The organism is Streptomyces sp. DSM 40868 (assembly GCF_011820545.1).
Taxonomy (GTDB): domain Bacteria; phylum Actinomycetota; class Actinomycetes; order Streptomycetales; family Streptomycetaceae; genus Streptomyces; species Streptomyces eurythermus.
In genome coordinates, this window is record NZ_CP050504.1 from 1,434,298 (window position 1) to 1,461,187 (window position 26,890).

The window sequence follows — 26,890 nt, forward strand, 5'->3', positions numbered from 1 at the left end:
CCTCCGAGCCGCCTCCCCATAGCATTCGAGGGGACACACCGATTCCGCACCATTCGGGGCATCAATGGAACAGCACCTCGGCACCGCTACGTGCCACATGACGGCACGCGTCAGCACCCGGGCGGGGTTGATTTCGCCCCTGCCGGCGGAATTTCTCTACCAGGCCGGTGACCCTTATGCCGTCCAGCTCTCTCTAGGCCCGTCGACAGGATCCGCAAGGGTCTGGACCTTCGCCCGCGACCTCCTTGCAGAGGGCGTCGAACGCCCCGCTGGAGCGGGTGATGTGAGGGTCGCTCCGAGATGCCGCCACCATCCGTACTCCCTGCGCATCGTTCTGACCAACAGGGACGGCACCGCATTGATCGAACTGCCGGCAGAAAAGGTTGCCGGATTTCTTCGGCAGGCGTTCTCTCTGGTTCCTCCCGGAACCGAGAGCAGACATCTCAATATCGACGGCACTATAACCGCCCTCATGGGCAGGAGCCGCTGACTCGACCTGGGCAGCACCTTGGCTCGCCGCGACGCCCGGGAAGGCCGAAGTGCCGGGCCACGAGAGGAGAACCCGAATGAAGACCATGACGAAACCCCTTCTGAGTGACTGGACGTGGCAGGCCGACGCCGCGTGCCGTGGCATGGACAGCTCGGTCTTCTTCTCGCCCACCGGCGAACGTCGCCGGGCACGCCGGCAACGCGAGGAGGCGGCACGCGCGATCTGCCGCGGCTGCCCCGTGATCGGCCCCTGCGCTCGCTTCGCCCAGGCGTCCCAGCAGCACTACGGCGTCTGGGGCGGCCACACCGAGGCCGAGCGTCGTTCCGCCGCCCGCCTGACTCACCGCGAGTAGCGGCCGACGCAGCCATCAGGCCGCCCCGTCCTTCCTCACCGCAACGCGGTCCCCGGCGACGTGCGACTGCCACCGCATCGATCTGTCGCCGTGACGACCGCCGCCTACGGCCATCGTGTGCGACGAGTAAGCGATCAGGTGGTCCGGAGTCCGCGGCTGCCGGACGGGCAACGGACTCCACGCCCGTGTACTGCACCACTCTCGCCTATCTCCCCGTGGGCGGTGAGCCTCCGACCCGGTCTCGCGACGAGGAGTTGCCCTTCTGGAGGCACGATCGGCGGCTTCGCCCGTGCCGCTCACCTCAGCCGGTCGTTCCGCGCCGCCTGCGGCGTGTCACCCAGTGCGTGGCACGCTGCGCAGCAGTCTGCGCTTGCCCGGTCCGCTGACGGATCCGCGTTCTGCGCCCGACGCCGCCCGTACGCAGCCGAAAGCCCGCGCCTGCCGCGGGGCCACCGTGGCAGGCGCGGGCTGCGAGCCGGGCGACGCGGCGGGTCAGCCGGCGGCGTGTGCGCCGATGACGGTCTGGGCGTAGACGACGCCGAGGCCGTGGGTGCCGCCGTGTCAGGGGGAGAAGCAGATTCGAGGACCGGGCTGTCGTTCTCCGGACCCGGGCCGTGGCGGGCCCGCCACGGCGGGTGCTGTTCGGACTCGGCGACGGCCTCGCCCAGCAGTTCGGCCTGGCGGGCGCCCCTGAACCCGGCTTCCGGCGCGGCCTGGTTCCACCGAAGTGCGCCACCGGGCTCCGCTCCGGGGTGACCGGGGGCATGGCCTCATCGATGCCTTCGTACTCCGGCACACCGTAGACGATGCGGCCGCCGACGACCGTCGGGAGGGCTTCGATGTTCGGGATCTCCTGGTCGGGCACCGCGAAGAAGTCCTCCGACAGCACGGTGAGGTCGCCGAGGAACCCGGGGCGCGGGACGTCCTTGCGGTCCTGCTCACCGGTGGGCGCGGCACCGGCGTGGTCAACATCTCCAGCGCCGTCTCCCTGTCCACGCGGTTGTGCGGCGGGCGGATGGTCGGGTCGCCGGCCGTTCGGCCGGTGACCAGCCAGTGCGGCGCGACCCACGGGGTGTAGGCCGAGACACGGGTGGCGTTGGTGCCGGCCTCGACCTTCAGTCCGCGGCGGCCCAGTACGGGACGGATCGGCGGGGCGCCCGCAGCGGCACCGATGCCATAGCGGCGCACGAACACCTCGTCCTGCAAGGGCAGCCGGTTCTGCACCGACATGGCACCCCTGGGTTCGTACAACTTCAGGAAGAGCAGATGTGGACCGGTCTGGGAGGCACTTGGTGATCTTTCGTCGTCTGGATGTCGATGGGAGATGACGGCATGAACGGCGGTGGAAGCTGGTTCATGCCCCTGAGACGACCCGGTCCTGGCCAGTTGTCGACTGTGGGGGGAAACCGACGTGACGGGCGACGTCGGTTGGGGAAGACTCGCGTCATGCGCGATCGTCTGGAAACCTCCTCCGGCCTGATACTGCGGAGTTGGAAGACCGAGGACGCCCAGGCGGTGATGACCGCGTTCACGGATCCCCTCATACGTGGCCAGTACATCGAGCCGGTTGATTCCGTCCGGGCCGCCGAGCGGTGGATCACGGCTCACGCCGAGCACTGGGCCGCGGACTACGCCTATTCCTTCGCCGTCGTCGATGGCGGCGGCCTCGTTCTCGGCCAGGTGTGTGTTGGCCCGGTGGATCGGCGTCATGCCACTGGATGGGTGTCCTATTGGACAACGGCCACGGCCCGGGGCCAGGGTGTAGCTTCCCGCGCCTGCCGTGCTGGGGCCCGCTGGGCTTTCGACGATGCGGAACTCTTCCGGCTGGAGCTCGGGCACCGGGTGAACAATCCCGCCTCATGCGGAGTTGCTCGCGCTGCTGGTTTCGCGGTGGAAGGGCGGCAACGACAGAAGCTCGAATACGACGGTGTCCGCGTCGACGTGGAACTCCATGCCCGCCTGGCAACGGATCCAGAGCCCGCTTCGTTGTGAGGCAAGCTCTCCCCTGTGGCACCTGATGGGTGAGGCGGCGTGGGACGGGCCCGCCGCCGGTGAGGGCCGACGGGCCGTCGGGTGAGCACCTGTATCAGCTGACCTTGGCGGGTTCTTCGGCGAAGGGACTGGACGCGGACCGATCGCCGTTGCCGGTGACTCCGTCACCGCCGTGCGCTACCAGGACGTCATCCACGGCTTCGTGATCTCAACGCCCTCCGCGAGACCCACGCCGCCGAGGCGGCGATCAGCATGGAGGCCGGCACGCTCCTGCCCTGCGCACCCGCTGACCGACGGATGGTGACGGTGAGGCAGCCGAGGTCGCGAGCGATCCGAGGCAAGGCGTGTCCGCCGTCCTCTTCGGCGTGTCCCCCACCGTCACCGAACTCGTGGCAGCGGAGGAGCACCGACGTCCCTCGGGCGCACAGCCACGCGGTCCCATCAAGGTGGGGCCGCGTGGCCTCCGCATGCGGCCCCTCGCCTCCGGCGGTGGCCGGTGACTTCGCCCCGGCCGCGCGGCCCCGAACCGGTCGCCTGCTCGGCGCCGGGCGCGTGTGCGCGCACGGGCACCGGCACATGCGCTGCGAGGCAAGGAGGCGTCGAGGGCGCCGCCTAGTGTCTGCCCGGTACACCGCACCTCGATCCCAGGAGCACGACATGTCCGCCAACTCCGCCCACCGAAGCGGCAGCCAGCCGTGGCTGCACCAGAAAGGCGAGGTCATCCAGGACTTCGGGACCGTCAAGCAGTTCCCGATCGGTCTGTCCTACGAGGCCCGCATGTACTCCTGCCAGCGCCTGAACAGGATCCTCGCGGACACGCAGATCCTCTACGGCCTCTACAAGAAGCACCACTGGCTGATGCGCGGCGCGACCTTCTACCAGCTGCATCTGGTGCTGGACAAGCATGCGGGTGAGCAGCTCGAACTGGTCGACACCCTCGCCGAACGCGTGCAGACACTCGGCGGCGTCGCGGTCGGCGACCCCCGGCACGTCGCTGAGATCACCTCGATTCCGCGGCCCCCGGACGGCGTGGAGGAAGTGCCGGCGATGCTGTCTCGGCTGCTGGAGGCCCACGAGACCATCCTCGTGGAGGCTCACGACGCAGCCGCCCGCACCGCCGAGCTGGGCGACGACGGTACGAACGACCTCCTCGTCTCACAGGTGATCAGGTCCGGTGAACTGCAGTCGTGGTTCCTCGCCGAGCACCTGGTGGACACCCCCCTCGTCCGTTCCTGACGGCGGCGCTGACTCGGGCCGGGAAAGCCTTCGTCCCCGCCGCCCGTGCCGCCCTCACGGCCGCCGAACCGGCCCGGGACGCCGTCGAGACCGTCAAGGGGCGACTGCACAACTGTCTCGCGGTGGGAACCATGCAGGGACGTATGGGCGGGACTGCACCATGACCCGGACCCGGCCACGTCACGGGCGAAACACCTGGACGTGGTGGTCCGGTTGCGGCAGGCGACTGTCGGCGTCATCCGCCAGGCAGCGCGCGACGGCACCGTGGATCAGGCGGTTTGTGGCACTCAACCGGCAGCAGCGACGCGGGTCGACCACACGCTGTCGCGTGAGGACACAGCCTTGGTGGCGTCCCCTCGTCGCACTTTGCCGAGGCGACGCCCGAGGGTCAGGTCGGTCTCGCCGACGTCACCCCTTGGTGGCCCAGGTCGATCGCGGACCGGTTCGCCGGCCTCGAGCAGCACACATTCCGAACGGCACACGCCGCACTGGAGATCATGGTGGTACGCCCTTCCGGCGAGGCGCCCCAGCGATCGCCCGCACTGCTGCACCACATCACCTGACCGCTGCCCCGACGGCTTCCGGCCGCTGCCCTGACGTCTTCTGACGGTGCGTAGCGTCGGCCGAGTACGGCTCGGCGGATCATTCCGGCCCGCGCACACGCGTCCGGCCCGGCTGCGCGTGGCAGCCGGGCCGGACCGGTTTCGGCGCCGGTCAGCAGGAACCGGACTCGGAGATCACATGCATGGCGGCCTCCTCCGCGGACGCCCCCGCCCCGTCCAGTCCCACGTCGGAGGCGAACAGGTCGGTTTCCGGGTCATCCGGATCACTGCGGTCGGCGGCGACGAGCCGGCCGGCGCGCAGATCACCGACCTCATCGTCAATGAGTTCCCCGTCCGTGTCCCAGGTGTCACCGAGACCGTCCCCCTCTCGGGGGCCGATGTCCGGTACTTCCTCGGCCAGGCGCTCGTCCAGCGACTCACCCCGCAGTCGCTCGGCCGCGGTCACCCCGGTACGGTCCGCGCCCCACGGCCTGTCCGCCGGTGAGCAGCCCTCGTCCAGGACCTCCCTCCCCGCCCGGTCGTCCAGTGTGTCGGAGGCGTCCAGCAGCCCTGTGCCGTCCTGCGTCTCCACCCCGTCCGGCTGGTAGACACCGTCGCCGGTCATCTCGTCCGTCATACCGGTCCTCTCAGTCCCCGTCACCCGGACGGAACGGGCTCACGACGGGGACCGACGCCTTGCCCGTGTTGGACACCGCACCGCCGGTCCAGCGCACCGGGAGCGAGGCCGTCTCGTCGGGCGGGGTGACGCGCAGTCCGGCCGGGACCACCGTGGTGACCCCGGTGAGCGCGGGATTGGTGTAGGTCAGTCCCGACCAGGCACTGGCACCGGGTGCGAGCGTCACCGTCCGCGGTTCCTCGCCGGTGGCTCGTTCCGGGGTGGGAGTGACGGTCGCGCCCGCTGCGTCGACGAACGCCACCCCGGGGAAGCCGTGCACCGTGCAGGTGCGACGGGAGCTGTTGGTCACGACCAGCGCGAAGGAGGACTGCCCCGCGCCCGGCCGGTTGGTACCGACGGACACGCCGAGGTCGGACGTATGGCAGCGCCCGGGTACGCCGGGGGCGGAGGCATCGGGGGACACCGAGCCCGCCGTACCGGGTGAGGCCGTCGCAGTCGGCGGTTCGACCGGCCCGGCGGTACCACCGGCTGCCCGGCCTTCGGCCGACTCCCCCGTCGAGGGTGTCGTGACCGGGGACGGGTCGCCGCCGACGGAGTCGTCGGTGTCCTGGCCGGAGCACCCGGCCAGGACGGCACACCAAGCCAGTGCGGCCGGCAGCAGCAAGCGGCGTCTCATGACGGCCCCTTCACCGACGCCGCAGCAGGTACTTGTGCTGCCCGGACAGCACCAATTCACCGCGCTGGTTGTGGATGGTGGCCGACGTCGTGACGACGCCGTCATCACCCTGCGCGTCCAGAGCGGTGACGGTCAGGGCCGGGTACAGGGTGTCACCGGAGTGCACTTCGCCGAGGAAGGTGCAGGACAGTTCCAGAAAACGGATGAAGACCTCACCGATGACGTGGGGGAACAATGTGGCTCCCGGCGCGGTGAAGGCGAGTACCTGCAGGCCGTGCACCACGGGCGCGGTGTGGCCGTGCCGTCGGGCCCACTCGACGTCGTAGTGCACGGGGTGGTTGTCCGCGGACACGGTCTGGAAGGCGGCGGCGTGAGCGTCGGTCAGCGTGCGGCTGGGCGCGCGGAACACCTCACCGACGCTCAGGTCGTCGAAGGTCCGGGCCGGTACGACCAAGAACGCCTCGGGATCGAAGCCGGTCGACGTCGGAGCCGCTGAGGAGGGCTGGGTCAAGGGATCGTCCTCTCGTACGAGGGGTGGACCTGCCGCTGCGCGGGGCGGCAGGGTGGCGGCTAGTTGCCCGGAACGATGCGGGCCGTCAGGAGGTTGGGGTCCTCGTTGGTGAAGTAGGCGCCGCTGGCGATATATGCGGTGCGGCCCCGCACGGCGAGCGAGGTGGGGTTCTGCAGGCCGTCGGTAGCGGTCAGGACGACCCGGTGACTGCCGTCGGGCTCGACGCGTGCCACCTCGTTGTCGGCGTTGATCGCCGCGAGGAGGGTGTCGCCCTGCCCGATGAAGGCGAAGTCGTCGATGTCGACCAAGCCGGTAGCGCGGATCTGCACCGGGCCGGCGGTGCCGCGGGGGGTGAGCGGTATGCGCAGTACGGTGCCCTGGTCGAGGTTCGAGACCCATACGGCGCCGTCGTGCACCTTGACGCCGTTGGCCCCCAGGAACCCGGTGGCGTCAAGCTCAGGCGCATCGGCCCAGCGCGTCGCCCTGCCTCCGGAGAGCGGTATCCGCCACACCGCGCCGAGAACCGAGTCGGCGGCGTAGAGCGCGCCCGCCCGCTCGTCCAGGGCCAGCCCGTTGGGCAGGCCGTCGGCCGGGAGCGCGGCGATGCGCCGGGGGGCGCTTCCGGGGCGCAGACGCCACAGGCCGGTGAGGTCGGCGCTGCCGGTCGCATACAGGAAGTACAGGGTGCCGTCGTGGGCGCGGACGATGCCGCCGAGGAACGGCGAGGACAGGGCAGGGGTGACCGTGCCGGCCGGGGGCTCGGGCAGGGTGGCCAGGACGTGGACGGTGCCGTCGGGGGTGATGCGCGCGACCTGACGACTGTAGGCGAAGGTGACCACCGCCGCGCCGCCGGGCTCGAGGGTGATGTTCTCCGGACGCTGCCCCTCGGCCATGTCCAGGTGCGCCAGGAAGCGGACGGCGTTGTGCGAGGAGTCGGGGGCCGGGGCCGCGGGACCTGCCGCGGTCACCGTGAGGGCTGCGGTCAGAGCCGAGGCCAGAAGGCCGGCGGCGATTCTCGGGAGGGTTCTGGGCATGTGCGTGCTTGTCTCTTCCTCAAGGATGTCTGTCGGTGGTCGATCGGGAAGCGGGGCACCACGTCGGCGACGACGTGAAGGACGACGGCAGGTGGCCGACGGGATCGCCGTGCCGGTCCGACGACACCGTCGGGATCGGAGGGCGGGGGTCCGGGCCGTGGCCAAGGCGCGAGGGGGAACTCGGAGTGCGCTCCGGTGCGCCGGATGTGCCGGTTGTACGTCGAGCGGTGGGCCGTGGAACGCCGACAGCCTAAGGGGCCGCCGACGCACCACGGTTGTCTCCGCGCGCCCGGGTTCTTTGCTCTGAGCGCCGCACCCAGGTGATCCGCTGCCCGACCGGCCGGACATGCCTTGACAGGCAAGGCTCCGTGCGTTCCCCGGCAAGCCCACCGGGGCGACGGCGCTTACGCTGCGGACTTCCACCTGTCGACCTCGACCCAGGGAATCGCACATGTCGCAAGGGAAGCCGACGGCCGTCGGCACTCAGTTCGGGATCTTCAGCGTCGGGGACGTGACCACCGACCCGACCACCGGACGGACCCCGACCGAGGGCGAGCGGATCAAGGCGATGGTCGCCATCGCGCAGAAGGCGGAGGAGGTCGGGCTGGACGTCTTCGCCACCGGTGAGCACCACAACCCGCCGTTCGTGCCGTCCTCCCCGACCACGATGCTCGGCTACATAGCCGCCCGCACCGAGCGGCTGATCCTGTCCACCTCCACCACCCTGATCACCACCAACGACCCGGTGAAGATCGCCGAGGACTTCGCGATGCTCCAGCACCTGGCCGACGGCCGGGTGGACCTGATGATGGGCCGGGGCAACACCGGCCCGGTCTACCCGTGGTTCGGCCAGGACATCCGGCAGGGCATCAACCTCGCCGTCGAGAACTACGCCCTGCTGCGCCGGCTGTGGCGCGAGGACGTCGTCGACTGGGAGGGCAGGTTCCGCACCGCGCTGCAGGGCTTCACGTCCACGCCCCGCCCGCTGGACGGCGTCCCGCCGTTCGTCTGGCACGGCTCCATCCGCTCCCCGGAGATCGCCGAGCAGGCCGCGTACTACGGCGACGGCTTCTTCCACAACAACATCTTCTGGCCCGCCGACCACACCAAGCGGATGATCGAGCTGTACCGCACGCGCTACGCCCACCACGGGCACGGCACCCCCGAGCAGGCGATCGTCGGCCTGGGCGGCCAGGTGTTCATGCGGAAGAACTCCCAGGACGCGGTACGGGAGTTCCGCCCGTACTTCGACAACGCCCCGGTCTACGGCCACGGGCCCTCCCTGGAGGACTTCACCGAGCAGACCCCGCTCACCGTCGGCTCTCCGCAGCAGGTGATCGACAAGACGCTCTCCTTCCGCGAGTACGCCGGCGACTACCAGCGCCAGCTGTTCCTGATGGACCACGCGGGACTGCCGCTGAAGACCGTCCTGGAACAGCTCGACCTGCTCGGCGAGGAGGTCGTCCCCGTACTGCGCGAGGAGTTCGCCAAGAACCGTCCGGCGGACGTGCCGGACGCCCCCACCCACCAGTCCCTGACCGCCACCGCGCGGACGAAGGAGGCCGTCGCATGAAGCTCGTCGTCATCTCGGCGGGGCTGAGCGTCCCGTCCTCCACCCGGCTGCTCGCCGACCGCCTCACCGCGATCGCCGCTTCCGCCGCCACCGCGCCCGAACCGCAGCGGGCCGACGTCCACGTGATCGAGTTGCACGACCTCGCCGTGGAGATCGCGCACACCTTCACCAATGGCTTCGCCGGACCGAAGCTGAACGAGGCATTCGACGCGGTGGACGGGGCGGACGGCCTCATCGCTGTCACGCCTGTCTTCTCCGCCTCGTTCAGCGGGCTGTTCAAGTCCTTCTTCGACACCCTCAGCGTCCACGACCCGGACGCCCTCGCCGGGAAGCCGGTGCTGATCGCCGCAACGGGCGGCACCGCCCGCCACTCCCTCGTCCTCGACCACGCTCTGCGCCCCCTCTTCTCCTACCTGAAGGCCGTCGTCGTTCCCACCGGCGTCTACGCCGCCTCCGAGGACTGGGGCGCCGAGGGCCTGGACGCACGCATCGCGCAGGCTGCCGGGGAGCTGGCCTCGCACATGTCCGGACTGCCCACGCACCCCCGGCCCCAGCGTGACTCCTTCCTCTCGGTCACCCCCTTCGAGGAGCGCCTCGCCGCGTTGCGTCCCGTGCCGGAGCCGCCCGAAACACACAGCGCCCCGGGAACCTGAGGTGAGGAGCTCCTTCCGGGGCAGGACTGCGCCGCCCGTGGTGTGCTTCCCTACGGCCCTCAGCAGCCTTTCCCGGTGTATTGGACCTTCCTGAACCAGGTGGTCCGGACAGTGCGCGCCGGGTCTTCTCACCCGCCGCGGCCTGGCGGACGAAACCGTCCCGGGTTCCAGTGGCCGGTGCCGACAAGGCCATCAACCGCTTCGGCGCCAAGCATGCCGGTGCGACGGCGATGGAGGTCGACGCACCTCGCACGCCGTGGCCGTCTCTCAACCCGGCGAAGTCGCCGAGCCGATCCGCGCCGCCGTGGGACGACCTGCCAGACGCTGCGCGGAACGGGCGTCGCCTGCCGCGCCGAGGTGTCCGTCCGTCGGCTTCGGCACGTGAACCACGCCTGTCCCGCCTTCCACCGGAGGCCGGGGCAGCACTCGGAGGCCAGTGCTGAATCCCATGTGTTCTTCCCGGAAAGCCTCGGGCCCTTCGACGTCCCGGCGGCGCACCATGGCGGGCCGTGACCCGCGAGAGGCCCACCGGACGGCGACCCCACTGGAACTCTTCGTCGACCTGTGCTTCGTCGTGGCCGTCGCCCAGGCCTCGCAAAGCCTGCACGAGGCTCCTGGCCGCCGGTGTCGCCCGCGCCTTCGACCACGGTGACCTGCTGGTCATCACACTCGGATACGCGGTGCTACGCACCGCACTGGCCGCGTTGTGGCTCCGCGCCGGGCCGGCCGACCCCGCCCGGCGCAGGACGACACTGAGGTTCGCGGCGGGAGTGACAGTTTGTCAGATCGGGTGGCTGTCTCTGCTCCTGCTGCCCGGCGCGGCCCGGCTGCCGGGCGTCGTGGTGTTGATCCTCGCCGAGGTGCTGGTACCGGTGTGGGCGCAGTCCGCCGGGATGACCCCCTGGCATCCTCGTCACATCGCCGAGCGCTACGAGCTGTTCACCCTCATCGTGCTCGGTGAGACGGTCGCCGCAGCCACCGTCGCCGTCCGGGGAGCGTTCGGCCGGAGCCACGGCACGGGCGGCGCGCTGTACGCGCTGGCCGGCGGCGGCCTGCAGATGGCCTTCGCCATGTGGTGGCTGTACTTCGACAAGCCGGCCCACACGCTTCTCGCCACCACCCACCGCGCCCACCGCAGACGGTTTGCCTGGGCTTACGGCCACTACCTCGTCCTCACGTCTGCCGCGGCCGAAGGAGCGGGCCTGGCAACCTACGCCGACCACCTCACCGGGCGTACCGGCATGTCGTCCGTGGCCGCCGGCATGAGTGTCACCGTCCCGGCAACCGTCTTCCTCGTCACCGTGTGGGCCGTGCACCACCGGCCGCATCAGACGCGCGGGAGGGAGTGGGTGCCCTTCGCCCTCGCCGCGGCCGGCATCCCGCCGGCCGCCTGGTCACCGGCCCCCCCCCGCTGGTCACGGGTCTGCTGCTGGCCGCCCTGGTCGCGGTGGTGACCCTGCGGCAGCGCCAGGGTGACGGGCCGGCCGGACCGCGGTGCGCTACCGGTCAACCCCCGGCGCACTGACCGGAAAAGGGCTCCTGCGGCCCCGGCCCAGCATTCGTGTCGTAACGCCGCACGAGGCACGGCGGGTACTCGTGGCAGGTGGGGGGCAAGGCCCTGCGGCCGGTCGGTCACGGCCGCAGGGGGCACGTCCTTGGGCGCAACGCCGTCGTCGCGCGCGGGAACGAGTGAGCGGCCCGGGTCAGCGCACGGAGCGCACAGCGCTCAGGATCAGATCGGTGACGGGCCCGGGGTCGCTCACGGACACCGCGTGCGGGGCCCGGACGGCGACGGTGCGGGCTCGGGCGCGCGCGGCCATCCACCGCTCGGCGGCCGGCGGGATGTTGCGGTCCTCGGTCGCCACGAGGTACCAGCTGGGGATCGTCTTCCACGCGGCGGCGGTGGCGGGCTCCTGGAGCGCGGCGAGGGTGACCGGCCGCTGTCCCGCGGCCATGACCTGGGCGGTCCGGAGGGGGACACCGGCCGCGAACTGGCGTCGGAACAGGTCCTTCCTGATGACCAGTTCCTCGCCCTGTCCGCCGCCGGGCAGCGGGTAGTGCTGGGTGACGGTGGCCTGTCCCAGGGTGCTTCCGGGGAATCTGTCGGTGAGCTGGAGCGCGCTCTCCCCCACCTCGGGCACGAAGGCGGCGACGTAGACCAGGGCCTTGACGTGCGGTGTGTCGGACGCGGCCTGGCTGATGACCGCTCCGCCGTAGGAGTGCCCCGCCAGCACGACCGGTCCGGTGACACTGTCCAGGACACTGCGGATGTAGGCGGCGTCGCTCGCCAGTCCGCGCAGGGGCAGGGCCGGCGCCAGCACGCGGTGGCCGTGCCGCTGGAGGCGCTGGACCACGCCGCTCCAGCTGGAGGCGTCGGCGAACGCGCCGTGGATCAGCACCACGGTGGGGGTGTCCGGGTGCCCGTGCGGTCTGCCCGGGCGGCGGTGTGACGTCTCCATCGGTGAGGCGTGCGTGACGCCCGAGGTGCCCAGGGCGGCGGCGCCGGCCAGCAGGGACGTGGTCACGGTGCGGCGTGAGATCGGTGAGTTCATCGGTCACTCTCTGCGAAGGTGGGTGGAGGAAGGAGGCCGTGCCCGGACGGTCTGGCGGGCGTGCGGGCGCGGCCGGCAGCCGGGGTCTCAGGCGGAGGTGGCCCGGACGGCTTCCTCGATCAGCTCGACCACGCGCTGGGGGTGGGAGAGCATCACCAGGTGGGAGGAGTCGACCTCGACCGTGGTCATGCCGGCCCGCTGGTAGCCGTAGCGCTCCACGTCCGGGTTGATGGTGTGGTCGGAGGAGGCCACCAGACCCCAGGAGGGCTTGGTCTTCCAGGCGGCGGCCGGCGCGGCGTCGGCGAACGCCTGGGCGGCCAGGGGTCGCTGGGAGACGGCCAGGACCTCGGCGAGGCGGGGGTCGACGTCGGCGGCGAAGATCGCCGGGAATTCGTCGGGCCGGACCGACACGTCGGTCCCGGTCTCGGCCGAGCCCTCGATGGGGAAGGGCGTGTAGACGAGGGCGGCGGCGAGGTCGGAGTCCGGGAAGCGGCCCTGGAGTTCGCCGAGGCTCTCGCCCTTCTCCAAGGCGTAACCGGCGAGGTAGACCAGCGCCTGGACGTTGTCCTCCGTGCCGGCGACCGTGATGACCGCGCCTCCGTAGGAGTGGCCCACCAGGACGACGGGGCCGGGGATCTGCCGGACGATCGAGGCGATGTACGCGGCGTCGCCGATCAGGCTGCGGTTGGGGACGGCGGGGGCGACCACGTCCAGACCACGGGCGAGGAGCCGGGGGATCACCTGGGCGTAGCTGGAGGCATCGGCGAAGGCGCCGTGGACGAGGACGACGGTCGGCTTGGCGGAACGGGACATGGGAGTGCTCTCTTCCGGAGGTGATGGTCGGTATGCGGGACGGCCTGAGCGAAACGGCGCGGGCCGGATGAGCGGGATGCCGCTGGTTCGTAAGGGACCTTAGAGCCGGCGGGTCGAAGGTATTTGTCCGTCCGTGCCCCGCTTGTGGACTTTCCGTGCCCGTGACGGGGATACGGGTCAGCCGCTCCAGTCGGCGAGGAAGTCCAGGAGTTCGCGGTTGACGACGTCCGGTCGTTCCTCCTGACACAGGTGCCCGCACTGGGCGATGGGCACGCCGCGGACGTCGCGGGCCATTCCCTTCCACACGTCGAGGACGTCGTAGGCCCGTCCGACGGCACTGAAGTCCTCGCCCCACAGGGTCAGCACGGGGCAGTCGATGAGCCGGTCGGCGTCCTCCTCGTCCTGGGCGACGTCCTGGGGTGCCGCGCGGTAGTCCATGCAGGACCCTCGTAGGGCGCCGGGCTGCTGGTAGGCGCGGACGTAGACCGCGATCTCCTCGGGGGTGAGCATGTCGGGGTTGTACGACCAGCTGCGGTAGAAGTGGGTGAGCCAGGTCTCCTCACGGCCGGCGATCAGCGCCTCGGGCAGGTCGGGCACACCGAGGAAGGTGAAGAACCAGTAGCCCTGCCGGGCGAGCCGCACGTCGTAGGTCTCGGCGATGATCCGGGTGGGGATGTTGTCCATGGCCACGAACCGGTCGATGCGCTCCGGGTGGTCCTTGGCGAACCGGGTGCCGACCCGGGCTCCGCGGTCGTGGCCGACCAGGGCGATCCGCTCGTGTCCGAGGTGGTCCGCCAGCGCGACGATGTCGTTGGCCATGGTCCGCTTGTCGTAGCCGGAGGCGGGTTTGTCGGTGCCGCCGTAGCCGCGCAGGTCCGGTGCGATGACGGTGAACCGCTCCGCCAGCACGGGTATCTGCTTGCGCCAGCCGTACCAGGTCTCGGGGAAACCGTGCAGCAGGTAGACCGGCGGGCCGTGGCCCGCGCTCACCCAGTGCTGCTTGATGCCGTTGAGTACGGCGGTGTGGTGCGTGACGCCTGTCGCGTCTGACATGCCGGTGGCCCTTCGGGTCGACGGGGGTACGGAGCGGGGGTTGCCGCGCGTGAAGGGGAGGGTGCCTGGTGGTCGTCCTCTCACGGACGCGGCACGTTGCGGAGGTTCGCCCGGGCCAGGTCGATCATGCGTCCGACGCCGCCCGTGAGCACGGTGCGGCTCGCGGACAACGCGAAGCCGGTGACCTGCTCGGTGGTGATCTTCGGCGGGATCGCGAGGGCGTTGGGGTCGGTGACCACGTCGACCAGGGCCGGCCCGTCGTGGGCGAATGCCTCGCGCAGGGCCTCGCGTACCTGCGTGGCCTTCTCGACCCGGATGCCGCGTGCGCCGGCGGCGGTGGCGATGGCCGCGAAGTCGGTGTGCGGGTACTCGGTGCCGTGCGGCGGCAGTCCGTCGACCATCATCTCCAGATCCACCATGCCCAGCGAGGAGTTGTTGAAGACGACGACCTTCACGGGCAGGCCGTGGTGGACGAGCGTCAGGAAGTCCCCCATCAGCATGGAGAAGCCGCCGTCGCCCGAGAGCGACACGACCTGGCGCGAGCGGTCGAGGAACTGCGCGCCGATGGCCTGCGGCAGCGCGTTGGCCATGGAACCGTGCACGAACGACCCGAGGACGCGGCGCCGGCCGTTCGGCGTCAGGTAGCGGGCCGCCCACACGCAGCACATGCCGGTGTCCACGGTGAACACCGCGTCGTCGGCGGCCTCCTCGTCGAGCACGGACGCCACGTACTCGGGGTGGATCGGGGTGTGCCGGCCGGCATCGTGGGTGTAGGCGCCGACAGCGCCTTCCAGCGCGTGGACGTGCCGGTGCAGCATCCGGTCGAGAAATCGGCGGGACGACTTCTCCCGCACCGCGGGGGTCAGGCACCGCAGCGTCTCGCGGACGTCTCCCCACACGGCGAAGTCCAGCTGGGTGCGCCGTCCCAGCCGTTCGGGCTGCACATCGACCTGTACGGTCCGCACGTCGCGGGGCAGGAAGTCCGTGTACGGGAAGTCCGTTCCGAGGAGCAGCAGCAGATCGCACTCGTGCATCGCCTCGTAGGCGGCGCCGTAGCCCAGCAGACCGGACATCCCGACGTCGTACGGGTTGTCGTACTGGATGTGTTCCTTGCCGCGCAGCGCGTGGCCCACGGGAGCCTTGACCTTCTCGGCGAACGCCATGACCTCCGCGTGGGCGCCTTCGACACCCCGGCCGCAGAACACCGTCACCTTCTCCGCCGCGTCCACCAGTTCGGTCAGCCGGGCCAGTTCCTCGTCCGCGGGCCGGACCGTCGGACGGTCCAGCGGCGTGGCGAGTTCCGCGCCGCCGGCCGGGGCGGCCTGTGCGGCGACGTCCCCGGGCAGTGCCACCACGGACACGCCGCGCCGGCCGACCGCGTGCTGGATCGCGGTCTGCACCACCCGTGGCATCTGCCGGGGTGAGGAGATCAGCTCCGAGTAGTGGCTGCACTCCTCGAACAGCCGGTCGGGGTGGGTCTCCTGGAAGTATCCGGTGCCTATCTCGCCGCTCGGGATCTGCGCGGCCAGGGCGAGGACCGGTGCCATCGAGCGGTGCGCGTCGAACAGGCCGTTGATCAGATGCAGGTTGCCCGGCCCGCACGACCCCGCGCACGCGGCGAGCCTGCCCGTCAACTGGGCTTCGGCACCGGCGGCGAAGGCCGCGACCTCCTCGTGCCGCACCTGAACCCATTCCAGGGAGTCGTGCCTCCGGACCGCGTCGACGACGGGGTTCAGGCTGTCACCGACCACCCCGTACACGCGTCGCACGCCGGCGCGCGCGAGGAGGTCCACATACTGCTCGGCGACGGTTTGTCTGGCCATGGTGCTCCTTGGATGGTCACTCACGGGGTCGCGGCCAGGCTAGGAAGACGCCGGGCGGACCGGTTGTTCCTCCGTGCACCACTCGGTGCTCCTGAGCGCACCACTGATGTCCAGGCCCCGTGACGACCGCGCGCGAGGCGTCACGGCCCGCGCGTCTCCTCACCCGGTGAACCGCCCGGGGCGCGAACCTGCAGGTGCCGTTCGGCCGACGGCGCACCCGCTGCCGCGACGAAACAGGAAGGAAGACGGTGGACGGCACCGCCCACGGCATCCCGAGAGCACCATGAACGGCCACCGGAGCAGGCCCGACGACCGGCACCTCCGCCCCGGAAGCGTGGGCGACCGGACCGCCGCCGCCCGAACCGCGCTCCCCGCGCGCGGGAACTGCCGTGCCCCGTCTTCCACCGGGCCACCAGTCCGCGCTCCTCCGCAAGGACTCGGAAGCCCACACGGACGTGTTCCCCGACGACCTGCCCTACGTATGGCCGACCTCGGACCGCGAGGCCGACGGACCGACCGGCATCCCGCAGGGCCCGTGGGCTCCGCCGTCACTCTGGTGGTGGTGTCCCCGCCGAAGGGGGCATGACGCCCCCACGGGCGGTACCCGCCGTTCCGCCAGGAGCCACCGTGAGGGCCGGTCCGTTCGCTGACAGGCAACACCCGGTGCGCTGACGGCAACCTCGCCCGCCTTCTCGTTCCTTACGCTCGGCTGACCTGCTTCCACGGGAAAGGACGGCGATGAAGCGCAGAACGATGGCCTGGGTGCTGCCCACGTTACTGGTGGCGTTGAGCGTCGTGGGCTCCGGGGCACCGACCTCGGCCCACAGCGAGCGGGCCGCCACCGCGGTCCCCACCACGGCGGTCGGCCCCCAGTACGACACCACGCACGTCTACGTCACCCCGGGCGACGTGGACACCTTCGTCGCGAGCTGGGAGGCGACCTTCGGCGGCACGCACACCGCGAAGGTCGTCACGACCGTCACCCCCACGCCCAGCAGCACCGAGTCCCAGCTCGTCCATTCGCCCGTCGGCACCCTGTCCGTCTTCGACTTCAAGACGCCCGTCCCTTATCCGTTCGGCACCGAGCGGACGGGCTGGCTCGTGAGCGACCTCGACCGGGGCGTCCGGCAGGCCCGCCAGAGCGGGGCACGCGTCGTCGTGGCACCCTTCGACGATCCCATCGGACGGGACGCGGTCGTCCAGTTCCCCGGGGGCGTCAGCGCCCAGCTCTACTGGCACACCAAGGCCCCGTCGTACGAGCCGTTGAAGACCGTGCCGGACAACCGCGTCTACCTGACGCCCGACTCGGTGGGCGAGTTCCTCGGCGCCTACCTCCGGTTCACCGGTGGCCGGATCGTCTCCGACCAGCGGGCGGCGGACGCCGGTGACATCGGTCTGCCCGGCCGGACATACCGGCGCATCGCGATCCGCTCCCCGTTCGGCAACACCGTCGTCAGTGTCACCGACGGCCACCTTCCCTACCCGTTCGGCCGCGAGACCACAGGCTACGCGGTGCACGACCTCACGGACACGCTGCGCAAGGCGGAGGCGGCGGGCGCGAAGGTGCTGTGGGGGCCGTACACCGCCGAGGGCCGCTCCACCGCGACGGTGCGATTCCCCGGCGGTTACATCGCCGAACTGCACACGGCCCACTGACGTCCACCCGACCTCACCCGCACGGCCGGCCGACACGGGCACGTTCCCGCGAACACGGCCGGACCGGACGGACGAGCACTGGCTGGAGCAGGGCGGGAGCCGGAGTTTTCACGGACACGGCCGGCGCGAGCTCACGGCCGGGGCGTGTCCGGCAGTAGCCGTCGCAGGGCACGCCAGGTCCGGAACAGCTGCCGGGCGGTGAGGCCGGCGACGGGGTTCAGCGGTCGTCGGCGAGGGCGACGATCAGGTCGCAGCGGCTGGCGACGCCTTGGACGGCGGGACTGTAGGCGCGACGCAGGCCCTTTTCGAAACCTCGGAACTGAGCCCCGCGCGCGTGCAGTCCCGGACGCCCAAGGCACGGCGGGCCTGGCGGGCGTACCAGGACTCGGCCGTGGGACGGATCCCCAAGGCGGCTGCGGTACCACGCTTGCCGCGTCCCTCGGCCAGCAGCTCTATGTAGCGGACGGTGATCGACGCGCTGCTTCCGGCGGTACCGGGCGGGGAAGTGGAGTGGGTTATGGCCATGGTTTGTACCATTCGGGTTGCAAGGAGTTCGGAGAGGAAGGACCCCGCAAGCGCGAGGAACATGAAGGCGATCAGGACGATGAGACCGGCCTCATGCACCAGGCCGTCCCCTCACGGTGACGGGCCGCCCGGTCGGCTCCGGCCGTGATCCCCGCGCCTGTTCCTCGCCGACCTGCCCGACAGCTCGAAGCAGGGCCCGAATGAGGCGGGCGATGTTCTTGGCCCGGTGAACGATCGCGTCGTCCGGGCCGGCCGGGAGCGGCAGCGGGAGGCGTCGGCCGGCTTCGCCGAGCGTGTGCCGCGCGCCGGCCCAGGCGGGTGAACCCTCGAAGACGCTCTGGCCCTGGGTCTCCAGGTCGCGAGCGAGCCACCTGGCCGTAAGCGGTGAGATGCGTCAGCAGGGTCAAGGCGATGTCGGCCAGCGGCAGGTCGGGACCGGCCGGCGGCCAGCCGAGCACCGTCTCGACCACTTCCAGGATCTGCAACTTGTCGGGGACGTCCGGGGGCAGCGTCATGCCCTCACCTGCCCCGCGGGCACCGATTCGGCGGCGGTGGCCGGCGGCTGGGGACGGCCGAGGATGCCGCACTGCCAACCGCGGACTACCGCGTGTAGCCGGTTCTTGGCGTCCAGCGCGCGCAGGATGTCCCTGACATTTTTCCGTACCGTCCTTTCCGTCAGGTCGAGTGCGACGGCGATCTCACAATTCGTGTATCCCTCCGCCAGCAGTTCCAGGATCCTCACCAGGCGCTCGCGCAGGTGGACGGGTTCAAGGGGTGGCAGGTGGACGACCCGGCTGCGGATCGCGGCGTTGACGACCGGGGCGTACTTGGAGCCGTCGATGCCGAGCTGCTGGCAGATCAGGGAGATGTCGCGGTTCATCGTCGACTGGGCGATGTTCAGCGTGGCCGCCGCGCGGTACTGGGGGGTGCCCTGGACCAGCAGCCTGATGGCGGCCAGGGTGCGGGCGGGCCAGGTCAGCATGCGCGGATCCGTGCCCCCGGCACGACCGGCAGCAGCGTCATCGGCCGCCACACGGGCACCCACGCCCGCGAAGACTTCGATCACCGTGCACTTACGCAGCTCCCGGACGGCCTCGCGAGCCAAGATGAATCGGGCGTCCGGGCTGTCGTACAGGACCAAGGCGCCCAGGTCGGTCGGCACCGGCTTCCAGGATGTTGCTGGATCCGCTGACGACTCCAGCTCGCCGGGGCGCCTGTAGAGGGTGCCGCGTACGCCGATCTCCTCGGCCCGTCGCGCCCGCAGTTTCACGTAGCCCCTACGCAGCCATGGACACAGGGAGATCACCGTGTCGGCGCACGGCTCGCACATGGGCGGGATGGCGGTGCGCACGCCCTCCCAGCCGCTGTCCGGCATCTCGTCGGCGAGCAGCGGCAGAACCCACAGCATCCCATCGCCTGTACGGCTGGCCGGCCGCAGCCCGCGCACCGCAGGGACTGCATCGCACGGCGCTGCCGCTCGGGGTGCAGGACGGCGTGCTGGGGGGTGCCGTCAGGTGTGCCGACGCGGGTTTCCCAAAGGATGTCGTCCACGCGGCAGGCATCGGGCGGCGTAGGAGATGCCGTCTGGGGTGGCGACGAGGGCGGCGGACGGCTTGGACTCACCAGTCCACTGGGTCACAAAGGCAGCCGCCGGGCTGGAACTTGCTAGGGTCTGTCGTCAAATGTCACGCCCACATCAGCAGCGTGGCGAGGGTGACGGCTGCTTGGTAGGACTCGGCGGTCTTGTCGTAGCGGGTGGCGATGCCGCGCCACTGCTTGAGGCGGTTGAAGCACCGTTCGATGACGTTGCGCTGCTTGTAGACCTGCTTGTCGAAGGCCGGCGGGCGTCCGCCCCGACTGCCGCGTCGGAGCCGGTTGCGAATCTGGTCGGACCGTTCCGGGATGGTGTGCCGGATGTTCCGTCGTCGCAGCCAGCCGCGTATGGCCCTGGAACTGTAGCCCTTGTCGCCGATGACGTGGTCGGGTCGGCCCCGGGGCCGCCCGGGCCCGGGACGGGGCACCCGGATCGCCTTCATCACGGCGGTGAACTGGGTGCAGTCGTTGGTGTTGCCGCCGGTGACGGTGAAGGCGAGCGGGCGTCCGGCGCCGTCGCAGGCCAGGTGGATCTTGCTGGTCAGGCCGCCTCTGGACCGGCCGAGTCCCGGGGTGCGGAGCCCCCTTTTCGCGCTCCGGCCGCGTGCTGGTGGGCCCGGACGATCGTGGAGTCGACCGACACCAGCCAATCGATGTCCCCGGCCGCGTCGGCCCTGGCCTGGGCGGCCCGGAGCATCCGCTCGAAGGTGCCGTCCTTGGCCCACCGGCGGAAGCGGGTGTGCAGCGTGGCCCAGGAGCCGTACCGCTCGGGCACGTCCCGCCAAGCCGTTCCGGTCCGGAACTTCCACACGATCCCGTTGAGGACCGTCCGGTCGTCCAACCGCCTGCTGCCCCGCTCGGACCGGGGCAGCAGCGGCCGGACGAACTCCCACTCCGCATCAGACAGTTCATGACGACATATCACCCGGCCATGATCTCCGACCGAAGATCATTTGACGACAGACCCTAGATCGGCCGCCGCCTGATCCTCCTTCGTCCGTTGGCCAGTCCTTCTGGGATCTTTCTTGTCTGCCCCCGGCGAACTGTGACTACTACCGTCCCATCCGAAACGGAGGTCCTCGGCCAAGACACCACCGAGCCGGACGCTGGCCTCGAACACCCGAGCAGACGGCCCCGGCCGGAGAGGAGATCCGCCGGGGCGGAACAACTGCACATCGCCCTTCCCTCCGCGCCGCTCACCAGCGGGGCGCGCCGTACAGGAGCACCAGGGTCGAGCGTCGAGCAGGTCAAAGCCGAGTCCCGGACGGGCCCTTACCGCCGGCGAGTGAGTGTGCGCTGTGGCTCTCAAGGACGTGCGCTGATGGTCAAGTCAGCCCGGAGGTGTACAGCGAGGATCCATCACGTCGTATTCATCCCCCTGCAGGAGTCACAGCGTGCATATGCAAGGCACACTCGGCCGACGGGTCGCGGGTCTGATGCTGGCGTTCGCCATGGCCATCGGTTTGATACAGGTCGCATCGTCATCGGCACACGCCGATCCGAGCGGCCCGATCAGCAAGTTCGACTGGGACATCGGCGAGCTCTACTTCACCGGTGATACGGCCCACCAGAGCTATTGGGGCGCGATCAACTCCCTCCATCAGATCAGTGGCCACGCCATCCCCAACCACCCCGAAGTGACGGGCCGGGTCAGCGAGACGACCCTCCTGCCGACGCGTCTCATCGAGGCTCGTCTGTTGAATGCCGGAGGAGACTACATCGGGTCGCTGTACTGGTGGGCGGACAACCTGTACTTCGCCGGTTTCTACCAGGACAGCACACACACGCACTACGTCTTCCCCGATGTCTGGCCGAACGAGTTCAGGCAGGTCACCGGTGCCACCCGGGTCGAGACGCTGCCCTGGAGCGGCAACTACACCGGTCTGCCGGGCGGGGACACCACGAGCCGTCAGACGCGGGCCATCAACACGTACAACCTCACAGGCGCGCTGGAGAGCATCGGGGACGCGCAGTCCCGGCTCAGCCGTGACAGAGACGCGTTTGGGAGGAACCTGACCACCATCATCCAGGCGACCTCCGAAGCGGCCAGGTTCGGCCGCATCTTCGACGTCATCAGGGGCAACCTCCGCGACGGGACGAGCAACGCCCTCGGGCAGGCGAACGTCACCCTCCAGCAGGGCTGGGACGGCGTCTCCAGCTGGATCTACCGATGGCTGGGCGGCACGCACTCCACACTCGTGTTCAACGGCGTCGCCTACGCGACGCTGGACGCCTGGCTCAACTACGTCGGATACATGGAACTGAACTCCAAGGCCCCTCGGTGACCAAGCCGTTGGGATGACCCACTCCCGGCCAGGCGGCGGTCGTGTTCGATCCGCTCGTGGTCGGCGATGAGGTCACGGTGGCCCTCGGACGCTGGTGCCGGGGGCCACCCGGCGTTGGAGCATCGGCCCCCGGCAGATGCCACCTCGATGGCCACGCGCGTGCTGCGCCCACTGACCCGTGGCCGTACAGCCCCGGTGAACCACCGCGCCTGGAACCTTGCATTTGTGCATATCCGGCCATAGAACGCCTGTCACCCATGGGAGACCTTTCAGGCCAGATCGATACCGAGGTCGGTGTCCGGGCGGCAGAAGCTGCAGGGGGTGACGGTGGGGTCGGTGAGCGCGGCGCGGGCTTCGTCCGCCCTGATCCTGTGTGGCGTGCCCTCGATGCGACCTGGTACCGGACCTACCGGGCCCGGTTCGCCCCCAACCCGGCCGCCTGGTCCGTCACCGATTCCGCGCCGGCCCGCAGGGCCGGGTGGATCGCCCCGCATCCAGACGGCCTCACCCGCAGCACCGGCGACCAGGGAGAGGGCCCGACTCTGAGCGGCAGCCCGGCGAACCCGATGAGGTGGTGGGCACGAGCGTCGTTCGGTCTTCCGGCCGCGGCGGACCCGGACTCGATCCGGGTGCGGATCACCGTGCTGAACGCCGACCAGAGGGCCAACCGGTTCCGCCTGAACGACGGAGCGTGGACGCCCCTGCCTCCCACGGCGACCCACAACGGCACGCCGTACACCTTCGGCCCGGCCCCCCTCCCCGGAGCCCGGCCCGGGACGAACACCCTGTACTTCGAGGCGCAGGAGACCGTCGTCAACAACCCCTTCAACGGGGCCGGCGTCATGGCGCACTTCATCATCAGCTACGACGTCCCCGGCCTGGGCACGCGCTCGTGGACGCGGATGGTGTGCTGCGACGGCTCGGTGTACTACCTCGACGAGAACGGGGACCGGCAGGACACGCTGCCGCTGTCCTCGTCTCTGGTCGCCTGCGGCAGCGGCCCGGACCCGCTCGTCCTGTGCGACGACAGCGGGATGTTCCTGCGGCACATCTCCTACGTCGGCGGCCAGGTCGTCACCACCGACACCGACCTCGAAGGAAGCCCGTACACTCCGAGCGGTCCCGTCCGCTCCTGCACCCCCGGTCAGTGAGCCCGGCCGCCGGCTCGGTTCCGCGGCGTCGTGGGAAGACCGCCGCACGTTATACCCGCCGGCAGTGGAGTGACGTGCGGCCGGAGCCGTCCGGGAAGACGTCGGCCCGGTAGGTCTGGCCGAGGCTGTCGGCCAGACCTACCGGCTGCCGGTTCACGGCCCTCCCGAATTCCTCTGGGACTCCCGGCTTCATCAACCGGCACGAGCATGAAACGGCTGAAAGACCATTCGCGCAGGTCAGCGGCCAACTCACTGCCATGGCCCCGTCCCGCCCCCGGCGGGTCACCCGCCCGTCCGCTGCTCGGTCCCCGCGCGGAACGACTGCGACGTCACAGCCGCAGTTCCGTCCGGGGCGAACGAGTGGCGGACGGTGGAGGCGTGCGGCGCGGAGCCGTGCTCGTGGAGGTGCTCCAGCCTGGCGACCCCACCCCGCCAGGTGGATATCTCTCCGTCGGGGACCCGCCAGGACGCGTGATTCGGGTGCGCCGTCCCCTCGAACCAGTCGTACCGCCTGTTCAGCGCCTCGCGGTGGAGGCCGGTGTAGACGGCGTCGAAGGCGGGGCGCAGGGGCGCGGCTGCCCCGCTGCACCGACCCCCTCGGCCGCGACTTCCGCGCCTTGCTGGCGCCGGCTGCGGACGGGCTGCTGGACGACGTGCGGAGCGGCGGATCCCGCTCGGGCGTAATCCGGCGGAGGGGCTGATGACGCACCTCATGATCGAAGAAGCGCGTGCCGTCCACTGTCGAGCGGTCGCGAACACCACGTTCCGGGCCGAGTGCGGCCTCTCCGACGATGACCTGACGGACCCCGAGCAGTTCGACTGGACCGGGTTGCACCGGCTGCTGTTCACGGAAGACGATCTTCTGAGCCTGTATGGCGGCGTCGCGCTGAGCTCCGCCGGCGAGCCGTCCCCGTCCCTCACCACCTCTGCAAAGGGGTGGTCCTCCCACTACGCCTTCCTCCCTGTCCCGCCGGACGTCCAGCCCGCCGAGATCCAAGAGGGCGCCGAGGCACCCACCCTGCTGAGTGCGGTAGAGGGCGATCCGTGGGTGGCGCTGAACGAACGCGAACAGGACCGTCCACGCGGGCCCCGGGCCGGTCTTCTCTCACCGGTGGGGGCCATGCTGTGGGCAGGCGTCGCAGAGGAGCTGTCCTCGTGCGCCTACCACCAGGCGCTTGAGTGGACGGACGCCCGTACGTCCCGCTGGTGCCGGACGACGAGGACCCCGAGGACATCGTCTTCATGCGGCTGCCGCGCTGCGCCGAGCGGCAGAATCAGGCGTTCAGGCTTCAGGTGGCCCGCGCGTTCGCCGACCTGGCCGCCGACGTCCGCGCCGGAGCGTTGCCGGTGCCCCGTGCCCACGGCGAGGACCTGGCGCTGCTGATCATCAGCCACCGGGCCGAGTCGGCACAGGCCATGGCCGAGGATCCCTTCGACGATGATGCCGACGAGGACCGGTATGGCATCCCGCTGCATGCTTTCGCGCGCTTGGCCCCGTCCGAGTTCGACTACTCACTGATGGACGACACGCTCACCGCCGCCGCTGAAGCGTACCTGTTGTGGGGCGAGACCACGGGTTTCGAGCACCCCGAGCAGGAGGTCAACCAGAGGGTGAGCCGGGAGGACCTGCGGCAGGAAACCTGGTTCGACACCTTCGCCAACGTCCACCCGCGGCCGGCCGGGCGCGGCTTCCCCAAGAAGTTCCTCGACCGGCTGCCCGCCGACGCCCAGGAGGCCCTCCGCTTCCACCTCTTCGGTGGTTTCGGTGGTGAAGACGTCCGCATCTGCGGCAGGGTCGGTGCCGACACTCTGCTCTGGGCGCGCCCGGGCGGGTTCGCCATGCGAGTGGGAGGGTTTGATGGGTGTGGGCGAGCGGGAGTCGTGGACGACGGAGGAGTTCGGTGCCTCGCACGAGGGCTCGGTTGGTGGGCTGCTGGCCGACAGCAGCGTGCCGGGCCCTGTCTTCATCGACATGACCTCTGCGGGCGGCGGGCGGGAAGTGTCGCAGTGGAGCGTCTACGACGGGGGGCGACGGTTTCGAACCGTGACGCTCAACTATGCAGCCCGGGGAGTCCGCGAAGGGGCTGCCCGGATGCCGACGACCTCCACTTCCACTCCCCACGACCGCAGTGTCTTCGCCGTCTCGACAAGCGTCACCTGGGAGAAGGGAAACAGCGTCTCCGGGGTCAACTCCTCCGTACCATCCTTCAAGAGAATACCGAACACGAGACGCCGGGGGACGAAGTCGAGGGGCATGATGCGCCTCCCCCTGCTCTGCTCGAAAACCTTGCGGGCGAACTGCGCGCGCACCTCGGCCGACTCCTTGAGCATCTGAACAGCCACCAGCCCCTGACTGAAAAGGTGGCTGAGCGGACCAGACCGGTGGGCGCGCTTCACCAGGACCAGCGTGTTGTCAGGTGTGAGGACATCGCAGATCTCCACCTCATTGCCAGCTTTGAGCGGGTTGCCAACGTTCTTGCGGTCGAGGCAGACGTAGCCGTCCCCCATCCGGGCGATCGACTCGTTGTACAGGTCCTCCTTCTCGCCCGGTTCCCAGGCAGGCAGCTCCACCGACGGCGGACGGTTGATCAACCGTGTCACGGTGTCCTTGATCGCGGCGAGGTACCGCGCCCCGGTCTCGTACCACTCGCAGTCCATCAGGAGGAAGCGTCGTTCCCCGAGGGAGATACCGGCCTCGATCCACCGCAGCAGGGGTGTGGCGACGAGCCGGTCCTCGTGAGCGGCCCGGTGGTGACGGTAGAGGGTGACGGTGCTGCGCCGAAGCGCGGCCAGGCGCCCGCCTGCCGGGCGTGTGCGCAGCCGGTCCAGCACATGGTCGAGCTCGAAGGCGTCCCCCATGGTGACACCGCAGCCGTCGATCCTCAGCTGGACGGCGCCAGCAGCCTGGTAATACGTCCAGTGGTCCCCGGGGACCCCCAGGGTGATCCGTCCGTCGGCGGGATCGCCCAACGCAGCCTCGAGCTCCTGCTCAAGGAGGGCCAGCGTTGCCGTGTCCTTGACCGGCGTGATGTGCTCGACGAATTCCAGCGCGGGATCGGGGGAGTCGTCACGGCACACCCGCGCGATCTCCCGGATGTCCGCGACCAGGTCGGCCGGCTCGATCCCGAGCGGAAGCCGGAGTCCGGCACCCCCTTCCACGCTGACGGTGACGCCTCTGCCGCTCTGGGCACGCGTAAGACCGTTGGACTGGAGGACGCCACGCAGGCTGGTGACGAACTGCTGGTGCTCGCGCACGCCGAAGCGCGTGACGGACGTCCCGCCGGGCACGAGGGCGATGTCGGTCCTGGCCTCGCCCATGGTGTGCGCGATGAGGCCCCTCACCTGCAGCGGGTCGACCTGGCGTGCGGCGTAGCGGAGCCCGAAACGCCGGTCCTTCAGGCGGTCCGGGATCAGGCGGTACCCCTGGTCGTACCCGATGGCGTACACCTCCCCGTCGACGGCGAGCATGAGCAGTGCGGCCGTCCTCCGGACACGCTCGGAAACGTCGCATCCGGTGGTGCGGGCGATCTCGTCGCACCAGGCCGCCTTCTCCTTTTCGATTCCAGCGCTGAGGAACAGCCAGGGCACCGGGAGCCTTTCGTGGTGGGCATCGTGGAACTCGGCGTCGAGCGACGCAAGCTGCTCGTGGTCGAGGGCCGCGCGCATGCCGTCCCGGTTCGGGACGACGTCGACGAGACGGTAGAGGGTGCGAAGGGACGTGCTGGGAGCCATGTGTGTCTCCA

General features: G+C 70.3%; 25 protein-coding genes and 3 pseudogenes. 12 read left to right on the plus strand and 16 right to left on the minus strand.

What is annotated here, in order from left to right:
• The first annotated feature begins 64 nt into the window (after positions 1–64).
• Both HB370_RS06325 and HB370_RS06330 read left to right on the plus strand, forming a co-directional pair.
• Entirely contained in the window at positions 65–490 is a 426-nt protein-coding gene (locus HB370_RS06325) for an SsgA family sporulation/cell division regulator (RefSeq protein WP_244405441.1), read from the plus strand.
• A 76-nt stretch (positions 491–566) separates the two neighbouring features.
• Positions 567–842: a WhiB family transcriptional regulator gene (locus HB370_RS06330; protein ID WP_030784385.1), complete on the plus strand. Its 276-nt coding sequence runs from the start codon at positions 567–569 to the stop codon at positions 840–842.
• A 561-nt stretch (positions 843–1,403) separates the two neighbouring features.
• On the opposite strand, the gene HB370_RS06335 is transcribed toward HB370_RS06330, so the two are convergent.
• The gene (locus HB370_RS06335; RefSeq protein ID WP_342450969.1) at positions 1,404–2,072 is read right to left on the minus strand and encodes an amidohydrolase family protein; all 669 of its coding nucleotides are present in this window, start codon (positions 2,070–2,072) and stop codon (positions 1,404–1,406) included.
• 216 nt (positions 2,073–2,288) lie between these two features.
• Between HB370_RS06335 and HB370_RS06340 the strand changes: the two genes are divergently transcribed.
• Entirely contained in the window at positions 2,289–2,834 is a 546-nt protein-coding gene (locus tag HB370_RS06340; RefSeq protein ID WP_030784391.1) for a GNAT family protein, read from the plus strand.
• Between the two features lie 657 nt (positions 2,835–3,491).
• Complete coding sequence (locus HB370_RS06345) at positions 3,492–4,070, plus strand: DNA starvation/stationary phase protection protein (RefSeq protein ID WP_030784394.1); 579 nt, start codon at positions 3,492–3,494, stop codon at positions 4,068–4,070.
• 714 nt (positions 4,071–4,784) lie between these two features.
• Here HB370_RS06345 and HB370_RS06350 read toward each other — a convergent pair.
• Genes HB370_RS06350 through HB370_RS06365 form a run of 4 tightly spaced genes read right to left on the minus strand, consistent with a single transcriptional unit; the run spans position 4,785 to position 7,470 of the window.
• A complete protein-coding gene (locus tag HB370_RS06350) occupies positions 4,785–5,249 on the minus strand; it encodes a DUF5709 domain-containing protein (RefSeq protein ID WP_030784397.1) in 465 nt (154 codons plus the stop codon).
• Positions 5,250–5,259: 10 nt separating this feature from the next.
• Positions 5,260–5,925: a DUF4232 domain-containing protein gene (locus HB370_RS06355; protein ID WP_030784400.1), complete on the minus strand. Its 666-nt coding sequence runs from the start codon at positions 5,923–5,925 to the stop codon at positions 5,260–5,262.
• 10 nt (positions 5,926–5,935) lie between these two features.
• Positions 5,936–6,436: a MaoC family dehydratase gene (locus HB370_RS06360; RefSeq protein WP_030784402.1), complete on the minus strand. Its 501-nt coding sequence runs from the start codon at positions 6,434–6,436 to the stop codon at positions 5,936–5,938.
• 59 nt (positions 6,437–6,495) lie between these two features.
• The gene (locus HB370_RS06365) at positions 6,496–7,470 is read right to left on the minus strand and encodes a hypothetical protein (RefSeq protein WP_030784405.1); all 975 of its coding nucleotides are present in this window, start codon (positions 7,468–7,470) and stop codon (positions 6,496–6,498) included.
• A 451-nt stretch (positions 7,471–7,921) separates the two neighbouring features.
• Here HB370_RS06365 and HB370_RS06370 point away from each other — a divergent pair, with 451 nt between their 5' ends.
• From HB370_RS06370 to HB370_RS06380, 4 genes and pseudogenes are all read left to right on the plus strand, one after another.
• On the plus strand, positions 7,922–9,043 hold the full coding sequence (locus HB370_RS06370) for an LLM class flavin-dependent oxidoreductase (protein WP_167512949.1): 1,122 nt from the start codon (positions 7,922–7,924) through the stop codon (positions 9,041–9,043).
• Entirely contained in the window at positions 9,040–9,696 is a 657-nt protein-coding gene (locus HB370_RS06375; RefSeq protein ID WP_030775683.1) for an FMN reductase, read from the plus strand. The genes HB370_RS06370 and HB370_RS06375 overlap by 4 nt, the downstream gene beginning before the upstream one ends.
• 128 nt (positions 9,697–9,824) lie before the next feature.
• Positions 9,825–10,081 (plus strand): annotated as a pseudogene (locus HB370_RS41770) (hypothetical protein); the annotation flags it as partial.
• A gap of 124 nt (positions 10,082–10,205) precedes the next feature.
• Positions 10,206–11,150, plus strand: coding sequence for a low temperature requirement protein A (locus HB370_RS06380; protein WP_208974377.1), 945 nt, complete (start codon positions 10,206–10,208; stop codon positions 11,148–11,150).
• A 249-nt stretch (positions 11,151–11,399) separates the two neighbouring features.
• On the opposite strand, the gene HB370_RS06385 is transcribed toward HB370_RS06380, so the two are convergent.
• The 4 genes from HB370_RS06385 to HB370_RS06400 all read right to left on the minus strand — a co-directional run bounded on the left by HB370_RS06385 (position 11,400) and on the right by HB370_RS06400 (position 15,937).
• A complete protein-coding gene (locus tag HB370_RS06385; protein WP_030775680.1) occupies positions 11,400–12,248 on the minus strand; it encodes an alpha/beta hydrolase in 849 nt (282 codons plus the stop codon).
• A gap of 87 nt (positions 12,249–12,335) precedes the next feature.
• Complete coding sequence (locus tag HB370_RS06390) at positions 12,336–13,061, minus strand: alpha/beta hydrolase (protein WP_030775677.1); 726 nt, start codon at positions 13,059–13,061, stop codon at positions 12,336–12,338.
• A gap of 177 nt (positions 13,062–13,238) precedes the next feature.
• Positions 13,239–14,114 (minus strand): alpha/beta hydrolase, encoded by an 876-nt coding sequence (locus tag HB370_RS06395; protein ID WP_030775674.1) that lies wholly within the window; start codon positions 14,112–14,114, stop codon positions 13,239–13,241.
• 80 nt (positions 14,115–14,194) lie between these two features.
• Complete coding sequence (locus tag HB370_RS06400; protein ID WP_030775671.1) at positions 14,195–15,937, minus strand: pyruvate dehydrogenase; 1,743 nt, start codon at positions 15,935–15,937, stop codon at positions 14,195–14,197.
• A 410-nt stretch (positions 15,938–16,347) separates the two neighbouring features.
• Between HB370_RS06400 and HB370_RS41775 the strand changes: the two are divergent.
• Together HB370_RS41775 and HB370_RS06410 are read left to right on the plus strand one after the other, a co-directional pair.
• A pseudogene (locus HB370_RS41775) lies at positions 16,348–16,443 on the plus strand (cytoplasmic protein); the annotation flags it as partial.
• A 232-nt stretch (positions 16,444–16,675) separates the two neighbouring features.
• The gene (locus HB370_RS06410; RefSeq protein ID WP_030775667.1) at positions 16,676–17,593 is read left to right on the plus strand and encodes a glyoxalase; all 918 of its coding nucleotides are present in this window, start codon (positions 16,676–16,678) and stop codon (positions 17,591–17,593) included.
• 1,036 nt (positions 17,594–18,629) lie between these two features.
• Here the strand turns inward: HB370_RS06410 and HB370_RS06415 are convergent.
• Both HB370_RS06415 and HB370_RS06420 read right to left on the minus strand, forming a co-directional pair.
• Complete coding sequence (locus HB370_RS06415; RefSeq protein ID WP_051815216.1) at positions 18,630–19,526, minus strand: LuxR C-terminal-related transcriptional regulator; 897 nt, start codon at positions 19,524–19,526, stop codon at positions 18,630–18,632.
• Between the two features lie 277 nt (positions 19,527–19,803).
• A protein-coding gene (locus HB370_RS06420; protein WP_244406012.1) for an IS5 family transposase occupies positions 19,804–20,633 on the minus strand; the annotation gives its coding sequence in 2 pieces (ribosomal slippage) (positions 19,804–20,303 and positions 20,303–20,633; 831 coding nt in all).
• Positions 20,634–21,111: 478 nt separating this feature from the next.
• Here HB370_RS06420 and HB370_RS06425 point away from each other — a divergent pair.
• Positions 21,112–21,996 carry a ribosome-inactivating family protein gene (locus HB370_RS06425; protein WP_030775655.1) on the plus strand — a complete coding sequence of 295 codons (885 nt, stop codon included), beginning with the start codon at positions 21,112–21,114 and terminating at the stop codon, positions 21,994–21,996.
• Between the two features lie 269 nt (positions 21,997–22,265).
• Here HB370_RS06425 and HB370_RS42655 read toward each other — a convergent pair whose 3' ends face one another.
• Positions 22,266–22,451: a DUF6233 domain-containing protein gene (locus tag HB370_RS42655; protein ID WP_348273526.1), complete on the minus strand. Its 186-nt coding sequence runs from the start codon at positions 22,449–22,451 to the stop codon at positions 22,266–22,268.
• Here HB370_RS42655 and HB370_RS06430 point away from each other — a divergent pair.
• Positions 22,368–23,147, plus strand: a complete 780-nt coding sequence (locus HB370_RS06430; RefSeq protein ID WP_030775652.1) for a hypothetical protein — start codon at positions 22,368–22,370, stop codon at positions 23,145–23,147. The genes HB370_RS42655 and HB370_RS06430 overlap by 84 nt on opposite strands.
• A 282-nt stretch (positions 23,148–23,429) precedes the next feature.
• On the opposite strand, the pseudogene HB370_RS06435 reads toward HB370_RS06430, so the two are convergent.
• From HB370_RS06435 to HB370_RS06450, 4 genes and pseudogenes are all read right to left on the minus strand, one after another.
• Positions 23,430–23,714, minus strand: a pseudogene (locus HB370_RS06435) (DUF3291 domain-containing protein); the annotation flags it as partial.
• Positions 23,715–24,308: 594 nt separating this feature from the next.
• Complete coding sequence (locus HB370_RS06440; protein ID WP_078637288.1) at positions 24,309–24,623, minus strand: hypothetical protein; 315 nt, start codon at positions 24,621–24,623, stop codon at positions 24,309–24,311.
• A gap of 36 nt (positions 24,624–24,659) precedes the next feature.
• A complete protein-coding gene (locus HB370_RS06445; RefSeq protein WP_167345719.1) occupies positions 24,660–25,115 on the minus strand; it encodes a hypothetical protein in 456 nt (151 codons plus the stop codon).
• An 87-nt stretch (positions 25,116–25,202) separates the two neighbouring features.
• Positions 25,203–26,879, minus strand: coding sequence for a DUF6119 family protein (locus tag HB370_RS06450; protein WP_030775648.1), 1,677 nt, complete (start codon positions 26,877–26,879; stop codon positions 25,203–25,205).
• Between the last annotated feature and the right edge of the window lie 11 nt (positions 26,880–26,890).

Bases quoted from the DNA above. Each gene is read 5' to 3' on its own strand.
- HB370_RS06325 (WP_244405441.1), top strand. From the start codon at position 65: ATGGAACAGCACCTCGGCACCGCTACGTGCCACATGACGGCACGCGTC.
- HB370_RS06330 (WP_030784385.1), top strand. From the start codon at position 567: ATGAAGACCATGACGAAACCCCTTCTGAGTGACTGGACGTGGCAGGCC.
- HB370_RS06385 (WP_030775680.1), bottom strand. From the start codon at position 12,248: ATGAACTCACCGATCTCACGCCGCACCGTGACCACGTCCCTGCTGGCC.
- HB370_RS06345 (WP_030784394.1), top strand. From the start codon at position 3,492: ATGTCCGCCAACTCCGCCCACCGAAGCGGCAGCCAGCCGTGGCTGCAC.
- HB370_RS06335 (WP_342450969.1), bottom strand. From the start codon at position 2,072: ATGTCGGTGCAGAACCGGCTGCCCTTGCAGGACGAGGTGTTCGTGCGC.
- HB370_RS06395 (WP_030775674.1), bottom strand. From the start codon at position 14,114: ATGTCAGACGCGACAGGCGTCACGCACCACACCGCCGTACTCAACGGC.
- HB370_RS06355 (WP_030784400.1), bottom strand. From the start codon at position 5,925: ATGAGACGCCGCTTGCTGCTGCCGGCCGCACTGGCTTGGTGTGCCGTC.
- HB370_RS06370 (WP_167512949.1), top strand. From the start codon at position 7,922: ATGTCGCAAGGGAAGCCGACGGCCGTCGGCACTCAGTTCGGGATCTTC.
- HB370_RS06410 (WP_030775667.1), top strand. From the start codon at position 16,676: ATGAAGCGCAGAACGATGGCCTGGGTGCTGCCCACGTTACTGGTGGCG.
- HB370_RS06445 (WP_167345719.1), bottom strand. From the start codon at position 25,115: ATGAAGACAGGGCCCGGCACGCTGCTGTCGGCCAGCAGCCCACCAACC.
- HB370_RS06390 (WP_030775677.1), bottom strand. From the start codon at position 13,061: ATGTCCCGTTCCGCCAAGCCGACCGTCGTCCTCGTCCACGGCGCCTTC.
- HB370_RS06425 (WP_030775655.1), top strand. From the start codon at position 21,112: ATGCAAGGCACACTCGGCCGACGGGTCGCGGGTCTGATGCTGGCGTTC.
- HB370_RS06365 (WP_030784405.1), bottom strand. From the start codon at position 7,470: ATGCCCAGAACCCTCCCGAGAATCGCCGCCGGCCTTCTGGCCTCGGCT.
- HB370_RS06400 (WP_030775671.1), bottom strand. From the start codon at position 15,937: ATGGCCAGACAAACCGTCGCCGAGCAGTATGTGGACCTCCTCGCGCGC.
- HB370_RS06415 (WP_051815216.1), bottom strand. From the start codon at position 19,526: ATGCTGTGGGTTCTGCCGCTGCTCGCCGACGAGATGCCGGACAGCGGC.
- HB370_RS06350 (WP_030784397.1), bottom strand. From the start codon at position 5,249: ATGACGGACGAGATGACCGGCGACGGTGTCTACCAGCCGGACGGGGTG.
- HB370_RS06440 (WP_078637288.1), bottom strand. From the start codon at position 24,623: ATGCAGCGGGATGCCATACCGGTCCTCGTCGGCATCATCGTCGAAGGG.
- HB370_RS06450 (WP_030775648.1), bottom strand. From the start codon at position 26,879: ATGGCTCCCAGCACGTCCCTTCGCACCCTCTACCGTCTCGTCGACGTC.
- HB370_RS06375 (WP_030775683.1), top strand. From the start codon at position 9,040: ATGAAGCTCGTCGTCATCTCGGCGGGGCTGAGCGTCCCGTCCTCCACC.
- HB370_RS06340 (WP_030784391.1), top strand. From the start codon at position 2,289: ATGCGCGATCGTCTGGAAACCTCCTCCGGCCTGATACTGCGGAGTTGG.